28 protein-coding genes and 1 riboswitch are annotated in these 24,963 nt (G+C 61.5%); of the genes, 15 read left to right on the top strand and 13 right to left on the bottom strand.

Annotation, left to right across the window (positions count from 1 at the left end; translation table 11 throughout):
* The 10 genes from ribD to AC3VI7_RS02105 form a co-directional block, all read right to left on the bottom strand.
* On the bottom strand, nt 1–757 hold a 757-nt coding region (gene ribD / locus AC3VI7_RS02150), incomplete at its 3' end, for a bifunctional diaminohydroxyphosphoribosylaminopyrimidine deaminase/5-amino-6-(5-phosphoribosylamino)uracil reductase RibD (RefSeq protein WP_489671377.1).
* A gap of 59 nt (nt 758–816) precedes the next feature.
* A complete protein-coding gene (locus tag AC3VI7_RS02145; protein ID WP_489671092.1) occupies nt 817–1,983 on the bottom strand; it encodes a type IV pilus modification PilV family protein in 1,167 nt (388 codons plus the stop codon).
* 12 nt (nt 1,984–1,995) lie between these two features.
* Nucleotides 1,996–2,751 (bottom strand): hypothetical protein, encoded by a 756-nt coding sequence (locus tag AC3VI7_RS02140; protein WP_489671091.1) that lies wholly within the window; start codon nt 2,749–2,751, stop codon nt 1,996–1,998.
* Nucleotides 2,748–3,296 carry a hypothetical protein gene (locus tag AC3VI7_RS02135; RefSeq protein ID WP_489671090.1) on the bottom strand — a complete coding sequence of 183 codons (549 nt, stop codon included), beginning with the start codon at nt 3,294–3,296 and terminating at the stop codon, nt 2,748–2,750. Before AC3VI7_RS02135 ends, AC3VI7_RS02140 begins: the two co-directional genes overlap by 4 nt.
* Nucleotides 3,293–4,015, bottom strand: coding sequence for a PilW family protein (locus AC3VI7_RS02130; RefSeq protein ID WP_489671089.1), 723 nt, complete (start codon nt 4,013–4,015; stop codon nt 3,293–3,295). The genes AC3VI7_RS02135 and AC3VI7_RS02130 overlap by 4 nt, the downstream gene beginning before the upstream one ends.
* Before the next feature lie 24 nt (nt 4,016–4,039).
* Nucleotides 4,040–4,480 carry a type IV pilin protein gene (locus AC3VI7_RS02125; RefSeq protein WP_489671088.1) on the bottom strand — a complete coding sequence of 147 codons (441 nt, stop codon included), beginning with the start codon at nt 4,478–4,480 and terminating at the stop codon, nt 4,040–4,042.
* A 30-nt stretch (nt 4,481–4,510) separates the two neighbouring features.
* A complete protein-coding gene (locus AC3VI7_RS02120; protein ID WP_489671087.1) occupies nt 4,511–5,044 on the bottom strand; it encodes a GspH/FimT family pseudopilin in 534 nt (177 codons plus the stop codon).
* 101 nt (nt 5,045–5,145) lie between these two features.
* A complete protein-coding gene (gene nrdR, locus AC3VI7_RS02115; protein ID WP_369417037.1) occupies nt 5,146–5,589 on the bottom strand; it encodes a transcriptional regulator NrdR in 444 nt (147 codons plus the stop codon).
* 18 nt (nt 5,590–5,607) lie between these two features.
* Nucleotides 5,608–6,858 carry a serine hydroxymethyltransferase gene (gene glyA / locus AC3VI7_RS02110; RefSeq protein WP_489667716.1) on the bottom strand — a complete coding sequence of 417 codons (1,251 nt, stop codon included), beginning with the start codon at nt 6,856–6,858 and terminating at the stop codon, nt 5,608–5,610.
* A 31-nt stretch (nt 6,859–6,889) separates the two neighbouring features.
* Nucleotides 6,890–7,038, bottom strand: a riboswitch (ZMP/ZTP riboswitch).
* Nucleotides 7,039–7,052: 14 nt separating this feature from the next.
* Nucleotides 7,053–7,775 (bottom strand): lytic transglycosylase domain-containing protein, encoded by a 723-nt coding sequence (locus AC3VI7_RS02105; RefSeq protein WP_489667715.1) that lies wholly within the window; start codon nt 7,773–7,775, stop codon nt 7,053–7,055.
* Nucleotides 7,776–8,207: 432 nt separating this feature from the next.
* On the opposite strand from AC3VI7_RS02105, the gene AC3VI7_RS02100 reads away from it, so the two are divergent.
* Complete coding sequence (locus AC3VI7_RS02100; protein WP_489667714.1) at nt 8,208–9,794, top strand: UbiD family decarboxylase domain-containing protein; 1,587 nt, start codon at nt 8,208–8,210, stop codon at nt 9,792–9,794.
* On the opposite strand, the gene AC3VI7_RS02095 is transcribed toward AC3VI7_RS02100, so the two are convergent.
* Nucleotides 9,777–10,526 (bottom strand): YdcF family protein, encoded by a 750-nt coding sequence (locus tag AC3VI7_RS02095; protein ID WP_489667713.1) that lies wholly within the window; start codon nt 10,524–10,526, stop codon nt 9,777–9,779. The genes AC3VI7_RS02100 and AC3VI7_RS02095 overlap by 18 nt on opposite strands.
* Before the next feature lie 196 nt (nt 10,527–10,722).
* Between AC3VI7_RS02095 and msrA the strand changes: the two genes are divergently transcribed.
* From msrA to AC3VI7_RS02065, 6 genes are all read left to right on the top strand, one after another.
* Nucleotides 10,723–11,295: a peptide-methionine (S)-S-oxide reductase MsrA gene (gene msrA / locus AC3VI7_RS02090; protein WP_489667712.1), complete on the top strand. Its 573-nt coding sequence runs from the start codon at nt 10,723–10,725 to the stop codon at nt 11,293–11,295.
* A 1-nt stretch (nt 11,296) separates the two neighbouring features.
* Complete coding sequence (locus tag AC3VI7_RS02085; protein ID WP_489667711.1) at nt 11,297–11,935, top strand: ATP-binding cassette domain-containing protein; 639 nt, start codon at nt 11,297–11,299, stop codon at nt 11,933–11,935.
* Nucleotides 11,932–13,152, top strand: coding sequence for an FtsX-like permease family protein (locus tag AC3VI7_RS02080; RefSeq protein ID WP_489667710.1), 1,221 nt, complete (start codon nt 11,932–11,934; stop codon nt 13,150–13,152). Before AC3VI7_RS02085 ends, AC3VI7_RS02080 begins: the two co-directional genes overlap by 4 nt.
* 34 nt (nt 13,153–13,186) lie before the next feature.
* Entirely contained in the window at nt 13,187–13,753 is a 567-nt protein-coding gene (locus AC3VI7_RS02075; RefSeq protein ID WP_489667709.1) for a DUF3299 domain-containing protein, read from the top strand.
* The gene (locus tag AC3VI7_RS02070) at nt 13,734–14,111 is read left to right on the top strand and encodes a hypothetical protein (RefSeq protein ID WP_489667708.1); all 378 of its coding nucleotides are present in this window, start codon (nt 13,734–13,736) and stop codon (nt 14,109–14,111) included. The genes AC3VI7_RS02075 and AC3VI7_RS02070 overlap by 20 nt, the downstream gene beginning before the upstream one ends.
* A 73-nt stretch (nt 14,112–14,184) precedes the next feature.
* Nucleotides 14,185–16,215 (top strand): TonB-dependent receptor, encoded by a 2,031-nt coding sequence (locus AC3VI7_RS02065; RefSeq protein WP_489667707.1) that lies wholly within the window; start codon nt 14,185–14,187, stop codon nt 16,213–16,215.
* 33 nt (nt 16,216–16,248) lie between these two features.
* On the opposite strand, the gene pdxH is transcribed toward AC3VI7_RS02065, so the two are convergent.
* A complete protein-coding gene (gene pdxH / locus AC3VI7_RS02060) occupies nt 16,249–16,887 on the bottom strand; it encodes a pyridoxamine 5'-phosphate oxidase (protein WP_489667706.1) in 639 nt (212 codons plus the stop codon).
* A gap of 94 nt (nt 16,888–16,981) precedes the next feature.
* Here pdxH and AC3VI7_RS02055 point away from each other — a divergent pair, with 94 nt between their 5' ends.
* The 8 genes from AC3VI7_RS02055 (at nt 16,982) to AC3VI7_RS02020 (ending at nt 23,009) form a co-directional block, all read left to right on the top strand.
* Nucleotides 16,982–17,716: a response regulator gene (locus tag AC3VI7_RS02055; RefSeq protein WP_489667705.1), complete on the top strand. Its 735-nt coding sequence runs from the start codon at nt 16,982–16,984 to the stop codon at nt 17,714–17,716.
* 76 nt (nt 17,717–17,792) lie between these two features.
* Nucleotides 17,793–18,728 carry a branched-chain amino acid transaminase gene (locus AC3VI7_RS02050; RefSeq protein ID WP_489667704.1) on the top strand — a complete coding sequence of 312 codons (936 nt, stop codon included), beginning with the start codon at nt 17,793–17,795 and terminating at the stop codon, nt 18,726–18,728.
* Nucleotides 18,729–18,741: 13 nt separating this feature from the next.
* Nucleotides 18,742–18,972 carry a zinc-finger domain-containing protein gene (locus AC3VI7_RS02045; protein WP_489667703.1) on the top strand — a complete coding sequence of 77 codons (231 nt, stop codon included), beginning with the start codon at nt 18,742–18,744 and terminating at the stop codon, nt 18,970–18,972.
* A 20-nt stretch (nt 18,973–18,992) separates the two neighbouring features.
* A complete protein-coding gene (gene waaF / locus AC3VI7_RS02040; protein WP_489667702.1) occupies nt 18,993–20,060 on the top strand; it encodes a lipopolysaccharide heptosyltransferase II in 1,068 nt (355 codons plus the stop codon).
* A 70-nt stretch (nt 20,061–20,130) separates the two neighbouring features.
* Complete coding sequence (gene purU, locus AC3VI7_RS02035; RefSeq protein ID WP_489667701.1) at nt 20,131–21,015, top strand: formyltetrahydrofolate deformylase; 885 nt, start codon at nt 20,131–20,133, stop codon at nt 21,013–21,015.
* 2 nt (nt 21,016–21,017) lie between these two features.
* The gene (locus tag AC3VI7_RS02030) at nt 21,018–21,476 is read left to right on the top strand and encodes a YybH family protein (protein WP_489671086.1); all 459 of its coding nucleotides are present in this window, start codon (nt 21,018–21,020) and stop codon (nt 21,474–21,476) included.
* On the top strand, nt 21,476–22,498 hold the full coding sequence (locus tag AC3VI7_RS02025; protein WP_489667699.1) for a YheT family hydrolase: 1,023 nt from the start codon (nt 21,476–21,478) through the stop codon (nt 22,496–22,498). Before AC3VI7_RS02030 ends, AC3VI7_RS02025 begins: the two co-directional genes overlap by 1 nt.
* Nucleotides 22,491–23,009 (top strand): DUF2946 family protein, encoded by a 519-nt coding sequence (locus AC3VI7_RS02020; RefSeq protein ID WP_489667698.1) that lies wholly within the window; start codon nt 22,491–22,493, stop codon nt 23,007–23,009. The genes AC3VI7_RS02025 and AC3VI7_RS02020 overlap by 8 nt, the downstream gene beginning before the upstream one ends.
* A gap of 67 nt (nt 23,010–23,076) precedes the next feature.
* Here AC3VI7_RS02020 and AC3VI7_RS02015 read toward each other — a convergent pair whose 3' ends face one another.
* A complete protein-coding gene (locus tag AC3VI7_RS02015; protein ID WP_489667697.1) occupies nt 23,077–24,840 on the bottom strand; it encodes a GmrSD restriction endonuclease domain-containing protein in 1,764 nt (587 codons plus the stop codon).
* Nucleotides 24,841–24,963: the final 123 nt, after the last annotated feature.

Here is a 24,963-nt window from a genome sequence, read left to right as displayed (position 1 = left end):
GGCCTTGAGCCAGACGCAGCGGATCACGCACGCCGGTGTAGATCCGCACCCGTCCCGGTGCCGCCAAGATGTGCGCTTGGGGGGGCAGGCGCAGACCGCCGTCCACCACCACCCGCAGGGGCTGATGGGCGGTGGTGACCAGTCGAACATCAAGGCGTGGATCGTCAGCCAGCACGGTGCCGATGCCGGTCAGTACCGCCCCAGCGCGCTTGCGCCACGCATGCCCATCGGTGCGTGCCGCCGCACTGGTGATCCATTGGCTGCGACCGTCGGGCAAGGCGGTCCGGCCATCCAAGCTGGCTGCCACTTTGAGTCGCACCCAAGGGCGCTTGCGCACCATGCGCGAGAAAAAGCCGATGTTCAGCTCGCGTGCTTCGTGCGCCAGCAAGCCGACATCGACCGTGATACCGGCAGCGCGCAACCGGGCCAGCCCTTGGCCGGCGACCAGCGGATTGGGGTCGCTGATGGCCACCACCACACGGCTGACGCCGGCTTCGATGAGCGCGTCACAGCACGGCGGGGTGCGACCGTGGTGTGAGCAGGGCTCCAGCGTGACGTAGGCGGTGGCACCTCTCGGCTCATGGCCTTGCTGCCTCGCGTCGCGCAGGGCCATGACTTCAGCGTGGGGACCGCCCGCTTGTTGGGTGTGGCCTTGGCCGATGGTTTGACCATCCGCTTGCACCAGCACGCAGCCCACCCGGGGGTTGGGGTCGGACAAGCCGATGGCGTGTTGGGCCAGCGCCAACGCGCGCTGCATGGCTTGGTGGTCGGGGGTCAACGGTGGGTGCGAAGCGTGCGGCACGGCGGGATGCTGGGCTAGGGTTGATGGGGCTGTGTCACCAAGGGCAGCGGTGGTAGCACGCCGCTTGGATCGGGACTGAGGTTGTAGGCCGGGCACAGGGTGGCGGCGCGCACCACCAGAAAATTCTGATCCGCCAAGGAGCTGCTGACATCGGTGTAGCTCTGGGGATGCTCGGCGTTGTCGATGCGTCCGTTGCCGTTGCGATCTTGGCTGTAACGACAGATTCGCAAACTCCAGCCGCGTGCCAACACATTCAACCGTCCCGACCAGCGTGCGGGGTTGCCTGCGGGTTGGACCAAGCAGCTGTAGCTCACGATGGTTTGCGCTGGATTGACCACGGCCGGGGCATCGTCGAGGCATTCGACGGCCGGGTTGGGGTGCCCGGTGCTGGTGAGGCTGAGTTGCATGTCGAGATCAAGGGCGGGGCTGGGAGGATTGGCCACATCGGCGGCGTTGGGATTGTCGCTGTTGGTGGCAAAGCGCACGTAGCCTGCGAGTAAAAAACCGCTGATCAACGTGCAGCCGCTCAAGCTGCTGCGGGTGAGTTGACTGTTGTTCAGGCTAGGGTCGCTGTTGCAGCGGCTGGTGACAAGGCCGCTTCTAGCATCGAACAGCCAGACCAGGGCACCGTCTATGCGCGGCTTGAAGGCGATGCTGCCGTCGCCCAAATCTTTGGCCTGAAGGGGGATGCTTGGATGGCGCTTGAGCGGTTGATCTGCACTCGGGCCGTTCCACGGTGCGATGTCAGGGGCCAGCAGCAAGGAGCCGGGTACGTCGGCGGGCATCTCGTTGAGCAAGGTGTTCAGCGCCAAATTTTGCGGGCCGCTTTGCGCTGGGGACCAGTTCAACCTGACTTGGGCATGGGTGAGATGGCTGAGTCCCGTGCCTGTTCCCCACGCTGCAAGGCTGCCGATTTGCTCATAGCGGGTATCGGACTGGAGCAGTGTGGTGGTGGTGTTCGTGGGTTGGGTCGTGCCCCATGCGCTGCGTAATCGTTCCAGCTCATGGCTGGCCAAGCGGGCTGCTTGGATGCGTTGGCGGGCCAAATCACCACTGCTGCGCAACACCGCTTGGAAGCGCATCAGACCGACGATGCCGATGCTTAGCACCAAGGTGGCGATCAGGGTTTCGAGCAGCGAGAACCCGGTCCATGAACGACATCGGTGCATCAGGGTGGCCATGATCAACACCTTTCAGGGTTCGTGATCGCGCCAGCGGCCGGGCAGCATCACCCATGTGCCCGTGTCGAGTTGCAAGCGTTGCAGCACAGTGGGGTCGCGGTTCATGACGATGCGACCGTCGATCAGGGCGTCGGTCTGGGCCACGGCGGCTCCGTCCAAGGTGGCCGGTGCTGTGCTTGCCGAGGTGCCGGGATGGCGCCAGCTCAGGCGCTGCGCGAGGATAAAACCGTGGATGTGGACCTCGCCTTGCAGTTGCAGGTGGCCTTCCACCACCAAAATCACCGGCTGATCGGCTCGGCCCACGGTCAGCGGGCCGGTGAGATGCCCATCGCCCCGCAGCCACAAGGCGGTGGCTCCTTGGTCCAGCGCGGTTTGGGTGGCATTCGCGTCACAGAGCCCGCCGGTACAAGGGGGCAGGCTCCAGTGCGGCAGTTTGACCAAGCTGCTGCCGGGCAGTCCGAACAGGCGCATCGGCCAGTCGGAGGACCACAGGTTCGGGGGCGGGGTGGGGATGGTGCCCACTGCTGGATGTTGCAAGCCGGGGTCGAAGGCCAAAACCGATGCCTGTGGTGGGCTCCCGGGCAGACCCATGAGCTGCGCGCTGGCATCAAGCTGGATGCCGCCTCCCGCAGCCAGCGCCAAGCCCATGCTTTGTGGGTCGGTGTTGATGATCGCCGCTGGGCCGTGGATCTCGATGTTTATGCCGGCACTCAAGGTGGCTTGCGGGGGCGAGCGCAAAGAGCCGACCGGGGCCAAGACGATCTTCACTTGGGCTTGAGCCTCGGCGGTTTGATCGCCGCCGCAACCCAAAGCTGGGTTGGCGCATGACCGGCCGGTGCGGGCGATGCCAAGGGTGTGATGCGCACGCTGAAGGCCGGATGATCCCCGTCTTGCACGTTGGGGTCGGGTGGGGCCAAGGTGGCCAGGCCTTGATCGGGGCATGCGCACTGCCACGTGCCTCCTTGCATCAAGCATGCGGGCTGTGAGGGGTTGGTTTGGGCCGCTTGGTGGCGACCCGTGGCCGGGTTGAAGCGCAGCAAGCGTTGCCTGAAGCTGGGGGTGGCCGAACCGGAGGCGGTATCTGGCTGACAGGCGCTGTTCAAACGGTTCGATGAGGCCAACAAGGCGCTGCCCCAAGCACGGCCGGCCTCGGCGGCTTCAAAGGCCATGAGGCCACGCACGCCGTGCGCTGCACCGCGCATGTCGGCCCACTGTGCTTGGTGGCCATAAACGATCATCAGCGCCAAGCTGGTGAGCAGCACCAAGACCAAGCCCAGCGTGGCTGAGCCGTGAGAGCGTTGTGCTGTGCTCATGACGGGCAACGCCCCAGTACCTCGTCGTTGCGCAGCAGGGTGTAGGCGCTCAGGCTGCGCCGCACGCTGGGATCTTTGGCATCCACGCCGTCGATGTCGATCTGCACGCCCCGGCGTAGCAGGCGCGGGGGGCATGGGGTATCGCTGCTGGCACAGCTTTGGATGCGGCATTGCGCGATCAAGGAGACGACTTGAACGGTGGGGGTCATGTCCAGACGGGTGATGTGTACCGCAGCGGGGTCGGTCAGGGCTTGCCAGTTGTCATTGCTGGCTAAGGCGAGACTGCCGCCTGAGAGTCGGATATCGGCACTGCGTTGGCTGCTAGTTGCATGGAGCCGAAAGCCGAAGCGCTCTTGGTTGCTGGCGAGCGAGTCCTCTTTGGTGTCGCGGCTGTAGCTGTAGCCGATCTGTGAACTCAGGCCTGCCGGGTTCTGATCCACCGGAAACAAGCCGCCATAAGGGTTGGCTCGGCCCGGTTCATCCCCCGCAGCACCCCAGTAACCGGCGCGGCGCAGATCGCGCGCGATCAGATCCACGCTGTGGCGTAGCGTTTGATGCAGTCGCGTTTCAGCGTGCAGGCGTTTTTGCTCGGCCAGGTGCATCAACACCAAGCTGCTGGCGCTGATCATGATCAGCATGTTCAAGGCCAACGCCACCAGCATCTCGATCAGGCTGAAGCCGGTTGGGGGCAGGCGGCTGGATCGAAGGTGGTGGTTCATGGCGGCTCCTTGCTGCTCCTGGCACTACTGCACCCAGCAGCGCCGGTTCATGGCGGCGGTGTTGCCAAGCTGGGCATCGGTCCCGGACACCATCTGTCGGTTGCCGGCGTTCAGGATCACGCCCAGCCGTTGGCACGGGCTGTCGTCTGCTTGGGCCCCTTGGGCGATGGCCGTGATGCTGTAGGCGCTGCTTTCGGTGCCGATCACGGTGCTCAGGCTCAATTGATAGAGCCCGTTGGGCGTGGTGGACGGCAAGTCCAAGCCGCCTGCGCCAAGGGTGTTGGTGTAGCTGGGCTGGAACGAGCGGCGCCGCTCTTGGGCTTGTTCGATCTGCATCAAGGCGCTGAGGGCTTCCATGCGCCGGCTGCGCAGCACATGGTCGCGGTAGCTGGGCATGACCAGCGTGCTGAGCAAGGCGATGAGGCCGCAAACCACCACCAGTTCGATCAAGGTCCAGCCGCGCATGGTGGGCTCCTTTTTCGCTTCCTTCGCCGGTTAGCAAGCGGGCACGCCGCTCATCTTGCCGGCCGCCATGCACAGGCGCACCCGGCCCATGATGTTGACGACATGGCGCAGGCGCACGCTGCCATCGTTGCTGCTCAGATCAAAGCTGCCGGCCGGGCTCACGGTGCCTTGGCGTGGATCGACCCGCAGCGATTTGACGTTGGCACTCAATTGCACGCGGGTGGTGTCTGGAATAAACACACTGCGCAGTAGCAGCGTGCCGCTTTGGCATGTTGCTTGACCCGCATCGGAGCAGGCGCAAGCATCGGCATCACCCGTGTGGACCACATAACAACTGCCGCCTGTAGGCGCAGCGTGCAAGCTCAAGCGCAGACCCTGACCACTGGCCCCACTGCGGGCACGCCACTCGTGCATGTCGGCTTGCAGCTGCATCGAGAGCCCTTCGAGCTGGCGACGGCTGAGAAAGCTGCTGAGTGCGGGCAAAGCCTGCCCAAGCAAAAGCGCACCGATGCTCATCACCACGAGCGCCTCCACCAAGGTCCAACCCCGATCCGGTGTGTTCACGCTGTCCTCCCGTGTCCTTGATGCGTTGAACGCACTTTAGGCCGACAAGTTCAGTCGTTGCTATCCCTCTTTGGATGGGTGAGTGGGGGGGTGGTTTGGCGCTAGATGTCTTGGATCAGCCGCTTGAACTCGTCCACGTCTTCGAATTGGCGGTAGACCGAGGCGAAGCGGACGTAGGCCACTTTGTCGAGGTGTTTGAGCTCAAGCAAGACGCGCTCGCCGAGTTCAGCGGTGGAGACTTCGCTGCTGCCGCTGGAGCGGAGCTGGTCTTCGATGCGTTCGAGGGCGGCGTCGATGCGGTCCACGCTGACGTTGCGTTTGCGCAGCGCCAAGCCCATCGAAGCCCGCAGTTTGCTGCGGTCGTAATCCACCCGGTCGCCGTTCTTTTTCACCACCGCCGGCAGGCTCAGTTCAGCCCGCTCGTAGGTCGTGAAGCGTTTGTCGCACTGGAGGCAACGGCGGCGACGCCGCACGGTGTCCCCCTCGTCCGATTCCCGGGTCTCGACGACTTGGGTTTCGGGGTGATTGCAAAAGGGACAGCGCACGGTGGGTTTAGCAATAACTCAGCGGTAGACCGGGAAGTCACGCGTCAGCTGCGCCACTTGGGCCTTGACGCGTTCGATCACGGCGTCGTCGTTCGGCGCTTCGAGCACGTCAGCGATCAAGTTGGCCACCTGACGCGACTGCTCTTCCTTGAAGCCGCGTGTGGTCATCGCCGGCGAGCCCAAACGAATCCCGCTGGTGACAAAGGGCTTTTGCGGGTCGTTGGGGATGCCGTTTTTGTTGCAGGTGATGTGGGCCCGGCCCAGCAGCGCTTCGGCTTCTTTGCCGGTGAGGTTCTTGGGGCGCAGATCGACCAACATCACGTGGCTCTCGGTGCGACCGGAGACGATGCGCAGACCGCGCTCAGTCAGGGTGTCGGCCAAGACGGCAGCGTTCTTCACCACTTGTTCTTGGTAAGCCTTGAACTCGGGTTGCAGCGCTTCTTGGAAGGCCACAGCCTTGCCAGCGATGACGTGCATCAAGGGGCCGCCTTGGATGCCGGGGAAGATGGCCGAGTTGATCTTCTTGGCGATCTCTTCGCTGCGCATCAAGATCAAGCCGCCGCGCGGGCCGCGCAGGGTCTTGTGGGTGGTGGTGGTCACCACGTCCGCATGCGGCACCGGATTCGGGTAGACGCCAGCAGCGATCAGGCCAGCGTAGTGCGCCATGTCCACCATGAAATAAGCCCCCACAGCCTTGGCGACCTTGGCGAAGCGCTCGAAGTCAATGCGCAGCGCAAAGGCCGAAGCGCCCGCGATGATCAGCTTGGGGCGGTGCGCGTGGGCCAGCGCTTCCATGGCGTCGTAGTCGATGTCTTCAGCCGCGTTCAGACCGTAGGAGACGACCTTGAACCACTTGCCCGACATGTTCAGCGGCATGCCATGGGTCAGGTGGCCGCCTTCGGCCAGACTCAGACCCATGATGGTGTCGCCGGGCTGCAACAGACCGAAGAACACCGCTTGGTTGGCTTGCGAGCCAGAGTTGGGCTGCACGTTGGCGTATTCGGCGCCGAAAAGCTGCTTGGCGCGGTCGATGGCGAGTTGCTCGACCACATCGACGTGTTCGCAGCCACCGTAGTAGCGCTTGCCGGGATAGCCTTCGGCGTACTTGTTTGTGAGCTGCGAGCCCTGCGCGGCCATCACGGCCGGGGAGGTGTAGTTCTCAGAGGCGATCAGCTCAATGTGCTCTTCTTGGCGGCGCACTTCGGCGTCGATAGCACGGTTGAGTTCGGGATCAATGTGGGCCAAGGTATGGGTGGCGCGGTCAAACATGGGCGGTCCTGTGGATCATGGCTAAGGTTGCATCGACTGCCCAGGCGCACGGCGTCATGCAAGATCCCGTCTCGGCGGGTCGGCAGCCGCGCTCCCCGGTGGTTGACCACCTCGGAGAGGGGGTTGGGATGGCAAAAAGTGCCAAGCCTCCCCTCTGGATCGCCAGTTGCGCGGCGGCGGCGAGTGTAGCGGATTCAGCGCATGGCCAACCGGGTGTTGCGCTGGCCGGTCGCAGGCGCTTCGGGCGTTGCTGCGGGGCTAGGCAAATGCGCGGAGACGGGCACAAAGACGCCTTGCGAGATTTGATGCAAGTACTTGTGCTCGGCCAGCACCTTGGTGGCGTAGCCGCCGTCATCGCTTAGATTCGTGGCCCCGACATAACGCCGCAGGCCGCCTTCGAGCGAGCCGCCCGCACGTGCAATGCATTCTTTGAGCACCTGCACACCCACGCGCAGATTGGTCACGGGGTCAAAAGCCGCGTGATTGCCGCCGAAGACCTCGTACTTGGCATCGTGTACCCGGGTCATGACTTGCATCAGGCCTTGGGCACCGACGGCGCTTTGCGCAAACGGATTGAAACCTGACTCGATGGCCATGACCGCCAAGATGAGCGTCGGTTCGAGCTTTTCGCGATGACCCATGCGCCACGCTTCTTGCACCAGTCGGCTGATCGGTTCAGGGGCTACGCGGTAGCGGTGCGACAGCCACTTGGCCACCGAAGCCTGTTGGTGATTGAGTTTGGCTGGATCAGCCGCTGTGGCACGACCCACAGCGTTCAAGTCGCCCCATGAGGCATCGACCGCCTCTTGAGCGGTGTTGTTGCCAGCATCGGCGACAGCGCGCGCAGCGTGCCGTTGTTGCAGCCAAGTCAGGGCTTCAGCTTCAAATTCAGTGCCCAAGTCAGATTGACCGAACACGACCAAAGCGACTGCGAAGACGCCTACGCCCAAAAGGGCCATCGAATGGTGACTGAGGGTAAGCAACTGCCGCCCACGGGCCGATAAAGCATCCCGAGTTGACGTTACAGCTGCCCACGGTGCTCGAGTCCACGATCGGAATGTGTCCATACGACACTCCTTCCTTTGCAGTTACTGGAGCGGTGCCGGGATGTAACGTCCGGCACCTCGATAATGCTCCCGCACTGCTCTCTTTCGTTCCTGTGTGTCGTTTGTGACTTTTTTGGCGAAATCCGCGATCACGCCTCTTGGTTGGGCGGATAAAGATCGGGATTTAAGGATCCGTAAAGAGAGAGTAGACAACCCCCCGGCTGTCAAGAGCTTAGCCCCCATTCTAGGGGGGTGCAAATAACCAGTCAACCTAACAGCATGCTTGTTATATTTTGTTTCGTGATGAGATACACCGATTTGCGCGAATTTATCCAAGAATTGGCCCGTCAAGACGAGTTGCTTGAGGTGGCTGATCCCGTTTCAACCCATCTGGAAATGACGGCTTTGTCGGACCGGGTGTTGCGCAGTGAGGGGCCCGCGTTGCTTTTCACGGCCGCACAACATCAGGGCAAAACCGCATCTATGCCGGTACTGACCAATCTATTCGGTACGCCACGCCGCGTAGCCTTGGGCATGGGGGCTGATGATGTGAGTCAACTGCGCGAGATCGGTGAGTTGCTCGCCAGCCTCAAAGAGCCCGAACCACCGCGTGGCTTGAAGGACGCCGGCCGGCTCTGGACCATGGCCAAAACGGTGTGGGACATGAAACCGACTCAAGTCCGCAAACCGTTGTGTCAGCACGACATCGTGGTGGGGAAGGATATTGATCTGACGCAGCTGCCGATCCAGCATTGCTGGCCGGGCGATGTGGCACCGTTGCTGACTTGGGGGTTGGTGGTGACACGTGGGCCGCAGTCGGTGCCTCGGCCGCGCACCCGGCAGAACCTTGGCATCTACCGCCAACAACTCATCGGGCGACGCCAACTCATCATGCGTTGGCTGGCGCATCGGGGTGGAGCGTTGGATTTTCGCGAATTTGCTCAAGCCAATCCGGGCCAAGCGTTCCCGATTGCGGTGGCTCTTGGGGCCGATCCGGCGACGATTTTGGGCGCAGTGACTCCGGTGCCGGATAGCTTGTCGGAGTACCAATTTGCTGGCTTGCTGCGTGGCTCGCGCACTGAACTGGCTGAGAGTGGGGTGGGCGAGGGGGGATTGAAGTTGCAAGTGCCGGCCAGCGCCGAGATGGTGCTCGAAGGGCACATCCCGGTGGCACCGAAAGGTTTTGAAGGTCGCTCGGAGTTGGGCGTGCCTCTGTGTGAGCGCGGGGGTTATTTGCACGCGCTTGAAGGCCCTTACGGCGACCACACCGGCTACTACAACGAGCAAGACTGGTTCCCGGTGTTTGAGGTCTCGCGCATGACCCTGCGTCAGAACCCGATCTACCACTCGACTTACACCGGCAAGCCGCCCGATGAGCCCGCTGTGCTGGGTGTGGCACTCAATGAAGTGTTCGTGCCGATCCTGCGCCGCCAGTTCCCGGAGATCGTCGATTTCTACCTGCCGCCCGAAGGGTGCAGTTACCGGATGGCGATCATCAGCATGAAGAAGAGCTACCCCGGGCATGCCAAGCGCTTGATGTTCGGGTTGTGGAGCTACTTGCGGCAGTTCATGTACACCAAGTTCATCGTGGTGGTCGATGAGGACGTGAACATCCGCTCTTGGGCTGACGTGATCTGGGCGATCACCACCCGGGTGGACCCCGGGCGCGACACCACGTTGGTGCAAAACACCCCCATCGACTACCTCGATTTCGCCTCGCCGGTTTCGGGCTTAGGCGGCAAGATGGGCTTGGATGCCACCAACAAGTGGCCCGGGGAGACTGATCGCGAGTGGGGGCAGACCATCACCATGGATGCCGAGGTGACTCGAAGGATGGAGGATCTGTGGACTCGGCTCAGTCAGCCGAGCACGTCAGGTGGTCACCCATAAACCAATGAGTTCATGCAAGGCCGCGTGCATGGCTTTCATGCCTGAGCCGCTGGGCATCCAGTTCAACAGCGGGATGTCGTCGAGCGAAAGCTCGCTCACGGGCGCTGGCGTGATCTGGATCTGACCGGCCGCAGCTTTCTCGAACTGGCGCAGCGCGCGCGGCATGTGCAGGGCGTGGGTGACCAAAATGATGCGTTCCACACCGTCTCCCATCAGCAGCGGCACGGTGAGTCGGGCATTCTCTTCGGTGTCGCGTGAACGGGGTTCGAGCCAGCGAGGCTCCAAGCTGTACTCATCGCGCAAGATGCGGTCGGCGATCACCGCTTCGCTGGTTTCACCGGCCTGTGCCCAGCCCACGCCGCCGCTGTAAGCCATGGGCAAGTGGCTGCGGCGCGCCAGCCAGACACCGTAGCGCAGGCGGGTCATGGAAACTTCACTCAGGTTGGCTTGACCGTAATCCGAGGCCAGCGGATCCCGTCCACCGCCCAGCATGACGATGGCCACGGGATGTTCGGTGGTGGAGAGGCGACTCAGGGTTTCAAGCGTGGCCGGGCTTAAAGCAGCGGGAGGCCTGAGCAGGAGGTTCTGGATCAGCACGGCGGGTGCCAAGCTGCACGACAACCAAAGTAACACCAAGCCAGACAAGCTGAGCGCCAGCCCCGTGCGCGGACGGTGTTTGGCGATCAAGGCACCGGCCAGCAGCCAGCCCATCAGCGGTACGGGGGGAAGCACAAGCGCACTGAAAAAAGGTTTGCAACTGGCCAAATCGAGCATGTTGGAGGCAAGACCTCGATCAATGAGGCGCAAAAGGACGACGCATAGCGCCCAAGCGCTTGATTCTGCCGGAGCGGTTCTGCTCTGGAGGGGTGTTACTTGCAGAATAGGACGGCAATAATGCGCGTTGTCTGTAGGTAGACAGGAGAAAAACATGCACGCTCAGCCGATTGAAATCTTGCCAATCACTCAAGCTCAAAACCCTGCTGCGCTTATCACCTTGGCGGGCGGCTGTTTTTGGTGCTTGGAAGCGGCGTATCGCGCGGTCCCGGGGGTCGTCCACTGTGAGAGTGGGTACAGCAATGGTCACGAGTTGGAGCCCGATTACGACGCGGTTTGTGGCGGCGGTTCGGGTCATGCCGAGGTGGTGCAGATTGGCTTCGATCCGAACCGCATTGATCTGACAACCCTGCTGCGCATCTTCTTTGCGTTGCACGATCCCACCACTTTGAATCGCCAAGGCGATGACATCGGCTCGCAGTACCGATCCGGGATCTATTTCGAGACGCCTGCGCAGGAAGCGGTGATTCGCGCCGTGCTGGCTGAGCAAGCGATATTCTTCACCCAGCCTTTGGTCACCGAGGTCGCACCGTTGTCCAACTACTGGCCGGCCGAGGACTATCACCAGCGGTACTACGAACGTCATCCGGATCAAGGCTATTGCGCCGTGGTGATCCGCCCCAAGCTCGACAAGCTGCGGGCCGCCTTGCCGCAGCTGTTGGCTTGACATGGTTGAGACGCGCGATCTGAGCTACGTCTGGCCGGGCAGCTCAACGGCGATTTGTTTTCCGAATTTGAGCGTTGAGCGGGGCTCCGTTTGGGTGCTACGCGCCGCTTCCGGGCGGGGGAAATCGACCTTGCTGGCGCTGTTGGCCGGGCTGCTCAGCCCTTCAGCGGGACAGATCCATGTCGATGGGGTGGCCGTCAGTGCTTTGAAAGGTGCGGCACGCGATCGTTGGCGTGGGCGCCACGTGGGGTTTTTGCCGCAGCGCTTGCATTGGATCGATGCTTTGAGCGTCGAGCGCAACGTGGCCTTGGCGTTGTGGGCAGCGGGGTTGCCGCCGGACGAAGCGGGTGTGCGAGCCTTGCTCGATGCCTTGGGCTTGACCGAGTTTGCACAGCGTCGTCCCCATCAGCTCAGCGGCGGTCAGGCGCAGCGCGCAGCGCTGGCGCGGGCTTTGGTGACGCAACCGTCGTTGCTGTTGGTGGATGAACCGACCGCAAGTTTGGATGATGAGGCGGCCGCAGCAGCCTTGTCTGCGCTGGACAGCGCCGCCACTCGCTACGGTGCGACCTTGCTGATCGCCACCCATGACGCGCGGGTGAGCCGCGCTTTCGGTGCTCGGGCTCGGGAGATCGAGCTATGAACAGCCACCCGTCGATCGGTTTTTGGCGGCTGGTTTGGGCCCAGCTCTGGGCTCGGCCGGGGGTGAGTCTGCTGAATTTGGCCTTGCTGACGCTGGGCTTGGCGGCGGTGTCTTTTGTGATCCTCGTGAGCCGCCAGATCGAGGACGGTTTGCAGCGCGATGTCCAAGGCATTGACTTGGTGGTGGGTGCCAAGGGCAGTCCTTTGCAGTTGATGTTGGCGGGCGTTTATCACCTTGATGTGTCCACGGGCAACATCCCGTTGAGTGCCTTGGCGGCGATGCGCGCCCAGCCCTTGGTGCGTGAGGTGATCCCGATGTCCTTGGGGGACAGCGTGCAGGGGTTTCGCATCGTCGGCACCGAGGCGGCCTATTTGGCGCATTACGGGGCGGAGATCGTGCCGGGGCAAGGGCGTTTGTGGCAAAAACCGCTGGAAGCGGTGCTGGGCGTGGATGTGGCGCGTCAGACCGGATGGGGCCTGGGCCAGCGTTTCGCCGGCTCGCATGGCTTGGGCGCGGGCGGCGCAGAGCACGAGGATGCGCCTTACACAGTGGTCGGGCTTTTGCCACGCACCGGCACGGTGTTGGACCGGCTGGCGCTGACCGGGCTCGAATCGGTCTGGGCGGTGCATGAAGCGCACCACCACGGTGATGAGCACGCCGACCACGACGACCGCGAAGTCACACTCTTGCTGCTCAAGTACCGCAGCCCCTTGGCGGCGGTGAGCTTGCCGCGATATGTTCAGACCCAAACCCCTTGGCAGGCAGCGTCGCCAGCGGTCGAGCTGATGCGCTTGGGCCGACTGATCAGTGTGGGCACCGAGGTGATGCGCGGCTTCAGCGTGGCTTTGGTGGTGGTGGCGGCCTTGTCGGTGCTGGTGGGTTTGATCCATGCCGTGCGCGAGCGTCTGCCCGATCTGGCCATGATGCGCATGCTCGGAGCCTCACCGCGTCGGGTCGCTGCCTTGGTGCTGGCCGAGGCGCAGCTCTTGGTCGGTATGGGGCTGGTGCTGGGCTTGGCCTTGGCGCAGGGGCTCACGGCCTTGCTGGGGTTCTGGTTGGCGCAGAACCGCTCTTTGAGCGTGATGGCCGGGGTGTGGCCTCCTGAGTTGCTTTGGTTGATCCCCGCAGCCGCCTTGGTCGCTTTGATCGCTGCGGCGCTGCCAGCACGCACCGCCTATCGGCTCGATGTGACCGTGCTGCTGCAAACCCCTCGTTGAGGTTTGCTTTTTGTTACCGCACAATGGCGACCGCATGAACACCACCCCTACGTTTTACCTCCGCACGATTCTGACCGGGTTGTTGGGGGGGCTGGTGTGGGTTTCGGGGACGTTAAGCTGGGCTGCGCCGCCCGGGCCGCCCGCCTTTGGCACCGTGGGCAGCAACGCCTCGGCCGGTGTGGCCGGCCCCGGCATGCCGGGTTATCACGATCCGCGCAGTGCCGTGCCGCCCTTGGCTGAAAAAGCCGGGGTGTTGAGCTGGCGGCTCTTTGGTCAAGTTCGGCCCAAGATCGAGAAGAACCGGGTGGTGCCGCAGTTCCCGGCTGAGTTGCAAGCCTTCAACAATGCTCGCGTCAAGGTCCAGGGTTTCGTGATGCCGCTGGACCCGGGCACGACACAGAAGCATTTCTTGCTCTCTTCGGTGCCGACCTCTTGCGCTTTTTGCATCCCAGCCGGGCCTGAAGGGCTGATGGAAGTGCATAGCAAAACGGCCATCAAGGTGGGCATCGAGGCCGTGTTGCTCGAAGGCCGCTTGCAACTGCTCAGCAGTGATCCGACGGGGCTTTATTACCGCCTGAGCGATGCCGTCCTCGTGCCCTGATCGCTGTCGTCGCAGCCTTTGGGCTTGGGTGCTGATCGGGGCCTTGCTGGCCGCCCAAGCGCTTGGGTTTTGGCACCGGGTGCTCCATACGGCGTCCGTAGGGGGGGCGACCGCCACGGCGAGTTCTCCCGGTCATCCGGCGCTTTTTGATGGGCACCGCGAGGATGGCAGTGATTGCCGGCTGTTCGACGCCTTGGCGACCGCCGCGCTGGGCGTCTGGACGATCCCTGCACTGTTCGGACTGCCCCGCCTTGGCGCTTTTTTGCGTCCCAGCCCGCCGAGACGGGGGCGTCTTGGGTGGCGGCCTACCCATCACGCTCAGGCCCGAGCACCCCCACGCACTGCCTACGCTCGCTGAAGACCCTTCGCCTGTGGTGACGCCACGCGAAGGTTGGTGTGTCGTTGGTGTGTTGTTGGCGTGGATTTTCATGATGAAAAAAACTTCTCGGCCTTGGGTTGCGGGCTTGGCGTGGGTTGCCGTTTCTCCGGCTTTGTGGGCGCAAAGTGTGCCGTCCTTGGAGACCGTGGTGATCACCGCTCAGCCGGCGTCACCGACCGCAGGCTCAGCCACTGAAAGTCTGAGTGGTGATGCGTTGGTCTTGCGACGGGGGGCCACCTTGGCCGAAACCCTCTCCGGCGTGCCCGGGGTGGCGCAGAGCTGGTTCGGCCCGAACGCCAATCGCCCGGCCCTGCGTGGCCAAGACGGGGACCGCGTCAAGACGCTGAGCAACGCGGGGGCCTCGCTCGATGCGGCCAGCCTTTCCGCCGATCACGCGGTGCCGGTGGATCCACTGGTGGCGGATCGCATCGAGGTGCTGCGTGGCCCGAACGCCTTACGCTACGGCAGCAACAGCATCGGCGGTGTCATCAATAGTTCGGATCAACGCATCCCGCACGAGGTGGCCGATGGGCTCTCTGGTCGGACTGAGGTGCGTCTGGGTGGCGCAGCCCAAGAGCGCGCAGGGGTGGCGGTGTTGGAGCAGGGCAGCGAGCACTGGGCCTTGCACGTTGATGCCATGCGCCGTGTCACGGACGATCTGCATGTGCCGCGTTTTAACCCACAACCCAACTCACAACCGGGTACAGCCTCGACCGACCGGGTGCTCAATTCGGCCAGCAACTCCCAAGGCGGTTCAGTGGGCGGAAGTTGGTTGGGTGAGCATCATTGGCTGGGGCTGAGTGTGGACCAGTGGGAGAGCCGTTACGGCACGGTGGTCGAGCCCGACGTCACCATCCACATGCAGCGCACCAGCTCTGCCTTGGCGGGTGAGTGGCGTGAAGTGCTTCCAGCGGTATCCAAGATCCGTGCCCGGTTCGATGAATCGCACTACCAGCATGAGGAGATCGCTGGTGCGGATATTGGAACCATCTTCCACAACGCAGGCCACGCCGGCCGTATCGAGGTGGAGCACCGCCCCATGCTTCTCGGTGCTGAGGGCGTGTTGGGCGTGCAGTGGGAGAGTTCGGCCTTTTCAGCCTTGGGCAGTGAAGCCTTTGTGCCCAGCACCCAGAGCAAGCAGCAAGCCCTGTTCATGGTTGAGCGCTTGCCGACAGCCGGGGGCCTGTGGTCGGCCGGCTTGCGTGTCGAGCAAGCTCAGATCGCCTCGGATGGGGATCAGGGTCTTACGGTGGGGCGATTCGGTCCGGCCAGCGAGCGCCGTTTTGACTTGCTCAGTGCGTCGCTAGAGCGCACCGATAAGCTCACCAGCGGCTGGCAAAGCCACCTTGAGCTCAGCCACAGCGAGCGGGCCCCCAACCACGCCGAGCTGTTTGCCAATGGCGTCCACGTGGCCACGGCGATGTTTGAGCGCGGTGATAGCCAGTTGCCCAAGGAACAAGGGGGGCACGTTTCTGCCGCGCTGGAACAACGTAGCCCGGATGCCAGCGTCAAGCTGGGTTTTTGGCACAGCGCTTTTGCCAACTACATCGTTTTGGGTGCTACGGGCCGATCCGTGATGCTGCTCAATGCCAACGGCTTGAGTTACAGCCTGCCCGAGTCCGTCTTCTCAGCCGTGCCGGCCCAGCTTAGCGGCGTGGAGCTCAGCGGCCACCGGCGGGTGCGTTTCAGCGCTGGGCTGACGCTGGACACCGAAGCCCGCGCAGAGGGCCTGCGCGGCCTCAACCTCAGCGACGGCCAACCCCTGCCGCGCTTGGCACCTTGGCACGGCAACGTGGCGACCGTCTTGTCTGCGTCAGTCTGGAGCACGCGCCTTGAACTCGACTGGGCGGCTCGCCAAACCCAAGTCCCCCAAGACGACACCGCGACCCCCGGTTACGGCCTGCTCCACCTCGGACTCACGCGCCGCTTTGAGGTCAGTAGCTCTGGCACCGGGCTGTTCTTCCTGCGACTCAACAACCTCGGCAATGTCTTGGCTTGGAACGCCGCTTCCGTCCCCACCGTCCGCAGCCTCGCCCCCTTGCCGGGTCGTGCGCTGGCGATGGGCGTGCGGGTGAGTTTGTGACTGGAGTTTGTCAATGGCGTGGTTGAGCCCTTGTTAAGGGGCCAACCGCTCCCTGTGCCACACACCTTGGTCGTCGAATTGGTAGACGAGGCGGTCGTGGAGACGTGATGGCCGGCCTTGCCAGAATTCGAAGCGGTCGGGGATCAGGCGGTAGCCGCCCCAGTGCGGCGGGCGGGGTGGGTGCAAGCCGTGGGTCACCGCTGCTTTGGCCGCGTTGGTGACGAGGACGGCGCGTGAGCTGATGGCTTGGCTTTGGGGCGACGCCCAAGCCCCGAGGCGCGAGTCAAGCGGGCGTGAGGCGTAGTAAAGGTCGGATTCTTCGCTTGACGTTTTCTCGACCCGACCTTCGATGCGGACCACCCGTTCTTGGTTCACCCAATGGAATTGCAGCGCGGCCCACGGGTTTTGCGCCAGCTCTTGGCCCTTGCGGCTGGCGTAGTTGGTGTACCAGACGAAACCCCGCGCATCGAAGTCCTTGATCAGCACCACGCGGGTTGAGGGCCGCCCGTTGGCATTGACCGTGGCCAGGGTCATGGCGTTGGGTTCAGTCACTTTGGCGGCGATGGCTTCATCAAACCAAGTCTGGAACTGGCGCAGCGGCTCGGACGCCGCGAGTGTTTCTTCCAAGGCCCCGGCTTCGTAGCTCTTTCGCATGTCGGCAAGATTTTTCATGGCCGTAAGTATAGGAAGCGCGCTGGGTTAGCCCAGAAAATGAACCCCGAAGCGGTACGATGTTGAACGTTACATTAAAAGAAAGAGGATAAAAATGAACGTGCTGCTCATCGACGACCACCCGCTGATCCTGTCGGCCATGAAGAATATTGTGGGTGGGTTGGAAGGCGTGGAGACCGTTATGGGGGTGGAGACAGCACACGAGGCGCGCGAGTTGTTGCGCACTCAAACCGATCTCGACTTGGTGTTGCTTGATTTGCAACTCGGCGATGCCGATGGGTTTGATCTCTTGACCGAACTGCGCCACGACCATCCCACCTTGCCAGTGGTGGTGGTTTCGGCCTCGGACCGGGTCAGCGATGTGATTCGGGTGCTGGATGCGGGGGCCGCTGGTTTTGTCCCCAAACGGGCTAGCAACGAGATGCTGTTCGAAGCTTTGCATTTGGTGATGGCGGGTGGGATTTATGTGCCGCCCATGCCGGCTGGCACGCCGGGGACGTTGGAGGGCACCTTGTCGATCGAGTCGCGTTCGGCGCGCTTGCGCGGTATGGCGCGGCAAAGCTCAGTGTTCAGCCGCGAGTCGGGCACGGTCGAGCCCGCACCACAGCACAGCATGGCTTTGGAAACCTTGGGGCTGACCCCACGGCAAAAGGATGTGATGCGGCTGCTGCTTCAAGGGGCGACCAACAAAACCATCGCCCGCGAGCTCACGATTTCAGTCGAGACCGTCAAAGACCATGTGGCGGCGGTGCTGCGCGCTTTGGGCGTCAATTCACGCACCCAAGCCGTGCTGGTCATCAAGCAGTGGCAGGATCGCGACCTGTCTTAAAGCGGTCTTTGGCGGCATGTGGACTGGGCCGAACTAGAATTCGCGCCTTTGCAAGTTAGCAATACTGAGGTTTCTCATGTCGATGGACGACCGTGACGGCAAGATCTGGATGGATGGTCAATTGGTGGAGTGGCGCGATGCCAAGATCCACGTTCTGACCCACACACTGCACTATGGTTGCGGCGCCTTCGAAGGCGTGCGGGCCTACAACACCGAGAAGGGCCCAGCGATTTTCCGGCTGCGCGAGCACACCGAGCGGCTCTACAACAGCGCCAAGATTTTGCGCATGAAGATCCCCTTCGCCTTTGACGAGGTGATGGAAGCGCAGCGCACCGTGGTGCGCGAAAACAAGCTCGAAAGCGGCTACATCCGTCCACTGGTTTGGCTGGGCTCAGAAAAACTCGGCGTCAGCCCCAAGGGTGCCAAAGTGCATCTGATGGTGGCCGCTTGGACTTGGGGTGCTTACCTGGGCGAAGAAGGCATGAAGCGCGGTATCCGCGTCAAGACCAGCAGCTTCACACGTCACCACGTCAACATCACCATGACGCAGGCCAAGACGGTGAGCAACTACACCAACTCGATTCTGGCCAACCTCGAAGCCACCGATGACGGCTACGACGAAGCGATGCTGCTCGACGCCTCCGGCTTTGTGTCCGAAGGTGCCGGCGAGAACCTGTTCATCGTCAAGAACGGCGTGGTCTACACCCCCGACTTGTCGGCCGGTGCTTTGAACGGCATCACCCGCAACACCATCTTCGCCATCGCCGCCGATTTGGGCCTGAAGGTGGTGGAAAAGCGCATCACCCGCGACGAAATCTACATCGCTGACGAAGCCTTCTTTACCGGCACGGCCGCTGAAGTCACGCCGATTCGCGAACTCGACCGGATCGAAATCGGCAACCGGGGCGATGGGGGCTCACGCGGCCCGATCACTGAGAAGATCCAAGCGGCCTTCTTTGACATCGTCAACGGTCGCAACCCCAAGTACGCCGATTGGCTGACTTTGGTTTGAAGGAAAAATCCCGATGAGCACCTCTCCCGTCTCCACGGCCCGCACGGCTTCGCCCTCCATCGAAGTGACTGCGGCTGATCTGCAAGGCCCTGGTGTGGTCTTCTGTCCCAACCCGAAGATGACTCAGTGGAGTTCGCACCCCAAGGTGTTCATCGACTTGAGCCATCACGGTGAGGGTCGCTGCCCTTACTGCGGCACGGGCTACCACCTCAAGGCTGGCGAGAAGATCGCCGGCCATCACTGAGTCGTTGCCCGGATATTCCGATGACCCGGATGCAAACCTTGGTCATTGCGCCGCAGTGGATTGGCGACGCAGTGATGACTCAGCCCCTGATGGCCATCCTGGCCGGGCGCGGTGAGGTGATCACCGTGGCCGCCTTGCCGTGGGTGGCCCCGGTGTACCGTGCCATGCCCGAAGTGGCCGAGGTGATCGCCTTGCCCTTTGCCCACGGCCGGCTCGACTGGGCGGCGCGGCGCGCCTTGGGTCAATCCCTGCGGGGTCGCTTCCATGTGGCCTACGTGCTGCCCAACTCCATCAAGGCGGCCTTGCTGCCTTGGTTCGCGGCGGTGCCGGTGCGTATCGGCTACCACGGTGAAGGTCGCTGGGGTTTGTTGAACCGGCGCCTGCCCAGTCCGCAAGGGCGGCCGCCGATGGTGCCGTTCTACGCCTCCTTGGCCTCGCTCGGCCCCCGGGCGGATCTGACCGAGGCGACGCTCGACCCGGGTGTCTTGCGTCCGCAGATGCAGGTGTCGGCTGAACGCCGGGCTGAAGCGGCGGCCCTGTTGGCGGCTTTTTTGGGCGGCGAGCAGGGTTTGAACCCGCCATATTGGGTCTTTGCACCGGGCGCTGAATATGGCCCAGCCAAATGCTGGCCTGCGGCCCATTACGCCGCTTTGGCGCGCAGCTTGCACGCCCGTGACGGTGCCAAAGTGGTGTTGCTGGGCTCGGGCAAGGAAGCGGCCCTGATCGACGGCATCGCCGCTGAAGCCCCCGAGGCCTGCATCGCCTTGGCTGGGCGTACCTCGCTTGATGTCGCTATGGCCTTGATTGCCGGCGCACGCGGGGTGGTGAGCAACGATTCCGGCCTGATGCACGTGGCCGCAGCCTTTGGGTTGCCGCAAGTGGCGGTGTTTGGCTCCACCAGCCCGCATCACACGCCCCCCATCAACGAGCGCGCCCGGGTGCTTTGGCTCAAAGACGAATTGCAACTCGATTGCGTCCCATGTTTTGAGCGCACCTGCAAGTTCGGCCACTACCGCTGCCTGACCGAAGTCGCCCCTGAGCGGGTGTTGTCGGCGTTGGATACAGCCCTGCCTCCACCCTCTCGTTGATGGCAGAGGGTCAGATCCGGTAACAGGGCACAGTCGAAACGCATGGGCCTGCGTAGAATCCCCGGCCACCATGCCCAGTCAACGTCAATTCGTCCTTAGCCTGTCCTGTCGCGATGCCAAAGGCATCGTCTACGCCGTCTCTGGTCTGCTTTATCAAGCGGGCTGCAACATCATCGACTCGCAGCAGTTTGGTGATGTGCAAAGCGAGGATGCGACCGGCTTGTTTTTCATGCGGGTGCATTTCGAAGCGCCTGTGCATCTTGCTGATCGCCAGACGCTGGAGCGTTTGTTCGTCTCGGTGCGCGATCAGTTCGAGATGCGTTTGCAGATCCACGATCTGACCCGCAAGCCGCGCCTGCTCTTGATGGTCAGCAAGCATGGGCACTGCTTGAACGATCTGCTGTTCCGCTGGCGCAGCGGTCAGCTGGATCTGGATATTCCGGCCATCGTCTCCAACCATCCCGACTTTGCCGATCTGGCCGCCAGCTACGGCATCCCTTTCCACCATCTGCCCTTGCCGACCGGCAGCTCCGCCCAAGCCAAGCGCGCCCAAGAGCAGCAGATTGAAGCGCTGATCGACGCCGAGGCCATCGACTTGGTGGTGCTGGCGCGCTACATGCAGATCTTGAGCCCCGAGTTCTGCAAGTTCTTGGCGGGTCGGGCGATCAACATTCACCACAGCTTTTTGCCCAGCTTCAAAGGGGCCAAGCCCTATTACCAAGCGCACGAGCGCGGGGTGAAGCTGATTGGTGCCACGGCCCATTACGTCACCGCCGATCTGGACGAAGGTCCGATCATTGAGCAAGACGTGGAGCGTGTGGATCACACCCTCAGCCCCGAAGACTTCACCGCCGTGGGGCGGGATGTCGAATGTGTGGTGCTGGCGCGCGCGGTGCGCTGGCACATCGAGCACCGGGTGCTGCTCAATGGCCGCAAAACGGTGGTGCTGCGATGAACATGCCCAAGACCCATCTCCAGGCCGTTTTGCTGGCCACGCCGGACGATACCGAAGCCCAGTTCTATGAAGCCCTTCAGCATGGCGACTTGGAACGCATGATGGCGGTCTGGCTGGATGACGATGAAGCCGCTTGCTGCATCCACCCCGGCTCGGGCCGTTTGAGTGGCAAGCGTGCGATCCGCGCCGCTTACGAGCAGCTCTTCAGCCAAGGTCACGGTGTGGATGTGCGACCCATGTCGGTGCAGCGCGTCACGCTGCCCGGTGGTGGCACGGTGCTACACCATGTGGTCGAGCGGGTGCGGGTCGAAACCGCCGAAGGTCCGCGCCTGATCTGGGTGCTGGCCACGCATCTCTACCTCAAAACCCCCGAAGGTTGGCGTTTGGTGGTGCATCACGCTAGCCCGGGCACGGGCCGTGAGCATCACGAGGGCGGCGAGTCCCCTTCCACCCTGCATTGATGCAGCCCCCCTCGGCTCCACCCTGGTGGCTGCCCGGGGGCCACGCCCAAACCATCATCCCCGCGCTGCTTGGCCCCACCCATGCCTTGGCTTGGCGACGCGAGCGCTGGACTTTGGCTGACGGCGATTTCGTCGATGCCGATTGGTTCGATCCGCCCGCAATCAGTTCAACAAGCTCGGCAAACGCAGCAGCTGCGCGCTGCTTGGTGCTGTTTCACGGCTTGGAAGGTTCCTCCGCTAGCCACTACGCCCGCGCTTTTGCCGCCTGGGCCCAAAGCCACGGCTGGGCCTTGGTGGTACCGCATTTCCGGGGTTGCTCGGGGGAGCTCAATCGCGCGCCCCGGGCCTATCACTCGGGCGATCACGCTGAGATTGGTGCTTTGCTGGCGCATGCCTGCCAAAGCGCGGGTGTGACCCGGGTGGTGGCGGTGGGGGTGTCGCTGGGTGGCAATGCCTTGCTGCGCTGGGCCGCTGAGGCCGGTTCAGCGGCGACTGAGCGGGTGGACGCGGTGGCCGCCATCTGCGCGCCGCTTGATCTGGCTGCCAGCGCGGCAGCCATCAGCCGGGGCTTGGGGCGCTGGACTTACACCCCGATGTTCCTGCGCAGCATGAAACCCAAGGCCTTGGCCAAGCTGGCGCAGTATCCCGGACTTTTCGACGCCCAGCGGCTGCGCTCGGCGCGCACTTTGGGCGAGTTCGACGACGTGTTCACCGCGCCCTTGCACGGCTTTGCCGATGCCCGCGATTACTGGCACCGCTCTTCGGCCAAGCCGCATTTGCACCGCATCCACGTGCCAACGTTGGTGCTCAACCCGCTCAACGATCCCTTTGTGCCAGCGGCCTGCTTGCCCAAGCCTGCCGAGGTCAGCTCCGCAGTCACGCTTTGCCAGCCGCGCCACGGCGGCCATGTGGGCTTCCCCGCTGCGCGTTTCCCGCGCGACCCCCAAGCGCTGCCGCAGGCCGTGATGGACTGGGTGGGGTGGGCTCACCCCATGGGGGTGGCAAGATCGCGCCATGGATGAAATCGTTGAAGCCGCTTTGCGCAAATGGCCCCACGTGCCGGCCTGCTACGGTTGGCTGGCGCTGGACATGCGCGGCCAGTGGTGGATGCGTGACGACGCCACCCAAGCGGCAGGGCCTTTTCCGCAGGTCAAGGGCAGCCTAATCCGCCACGAGAAGCTGCTTGGTTTCATTGAGCGCAATTACAGCGTCGATGCCGAGGGCGCATGGTTCTTCCAAAACGGCCCGCAACGGGTCTACGTCACCCTCGAAGCCGCCCCGTGGGTGCTGGGCGTGCAGCAGCAACCAAGCCACACCCTCATCCAGACCCACACCGGCTTGACTGTGGCCCACGTCCACCAAGCCATCCAAGACGAACAAGGCCGCCTCTACCTCCACACCGAACACGGCCTCGGCCTCGTCCGCTCTATGGACATGCACGCCGCCTTGGACGCCCTAGAAGCCTTGGTTTGGCCCTTCACCACCCTCCACAGCGCAGAGCTGCCGCAGCGGTTTGGGTTTGTGAGGGGGTGAGAGAGGCGAGTTCACGCACAGGATTTCTGGATGGCAATTGATTTATCGAAGAGCGATGCTAATTCGATTAATCATCAGAATCTGGCAGATCATCAGAACTACTTAATTTTTCTGTCTTCATGCAATCACCCAATATTGACTTGATAAGATCAAGCATCAATTCGGCGCGCATTCGTAAAAATGCTGGTATGCGACTTTGATCAAAAGAAGCTATGGTTTCTTCTATTGAATCATGAAATGGAATGCAGGCGCATTTCAAAAGCGCATTTTTTTGATCGATGGTTCCGTTTGCTCTATGAAAATCAAGCATTTCTCTGAAATAATCTGCAGGCATTCTATCGCTTAGTTTGCGATTTGTTATCGTGGAGACCAAAACTCGATTTGCAATCGAATCAAGATCTTTTCTTTTGATGGCGCTACGATTTGCATAGGCTGCGGGGAAAATGTGATGATCTTCAACATCGTCAGGATCAAGTACTTCTCCCGTCCAAAGATCTCTGCCACCCTTCCATCTGAGAATAGACTGAATTCCTCTATATCTGTTGTCGGTTCGATGCAGTCGAAGTATGTCATCAACTGTTATGTTGACTATTTGCGCCTCAGGTGGTTTTCCCTGTTCAAGCCAAGCTCTTAGAGAAGAAGCAAGGAGAGTGATTTGATAATTTGATGCTTGAACTGCACCTTGCTGAAAGACATTTGAAAAATACCATCTTTCCAGAGTTACTTCATAGCCTGGATTTTTATGTTTCCAATCATCTGTAACTTCCGAAAGAAAAAAAGCAAGAGGAACTAGCAATACTTCATTCGCCATGAACTTTGGTACAAGGCCTCGGTTCTCTACCCACAAATAAGCATCCGCCAAGGCGCGTACCGCTCGATCCCAGCCCAGGGAAATATTCTCTTTTGACATGGAGAACAAGGCGCTTCTTGTCGCCTCAAGAGAGCCGCTTGTCTTGTAGCCATGGGACAGAGAAATGATTTGTAGCGCTCGCTCACCATCGACGTCAAATCGTTCAAGTATCTTGAACTTATCTCGACTTTCTCGCCACAGTTCATGCAGATCAGGCTTGGGGAAAAATCTTGCTACCGCCAAGTCGAAAGTTGTAAGTCGAGTGCCCGTAGAATTTATGGTTTCGAATATTCGACAAATAGCTTCTGTTGAGTCGCCTCTATCAATAACAACGAGTGGTATTTGATAGTTTCTGATGGTTTCAAATATCTTGTTGACTTTTGCTGATGCTTTTCTCTGTGCCGGTCGATTGCCTTTCATGGAATCTTCGGCAGATTCAAAATATTCATCAACTAATACTTGGCAGCGCTCCGAGTCGGCAATAGCATCGCTTCGGATGTATTGACTTGACATCTTAACGGTTGACTTCCTTTTGACGACCCAGTTTGGTGATGGTCTGTCTGAGGAATCAAACCCGAGCAACTTCTTTAGATCAAAATAAAAATAATTGTCACTTCCAAGTTGCAAGAAAACACGAGCAATAGATGTTAGGCGCTGTTGGTCATCAAGAACATAATAAAAAGATGTTCTTTCTTCTTCAGAAGAGCTGATGATTTCGTTAGTGCCATCGTCGTCATCAGGATCAACTTCGGCCATCTTTATAAGCCCGTCGATGGGGCGCGAACTTAAAAATGGATCTTTAGGTGATGTTTCATGTAGAAGAAGCAATGACCCAATAGGGTAATTTCTGGCAATAGAGTCAACTAACAATTTTACTTGTGCGTTATTCCAAACAAATTGCCGTTGGAAGCGAGGTATTACATAATACCCGCGCTTGACTTCGGCCAAAATTTGTTGAAGGTTGTATGTGACGGTACGCATACGATTTTTATATCAAGTTTTGAGTGAGGACGACTCTACCCGAAAAAACATTTTTTGTTCACATTTCGGCGCGCTACCTGCACCATCTTTTCTCTCATGACGGGGCGGCAACGTGTTCACATC

This window comes from Leptothrix toolikensis (SeqCode) (assembly GCF_057922285.1).
This window is presented reverse-complemented; position numbering and strand designations above follow the sequence as displayed.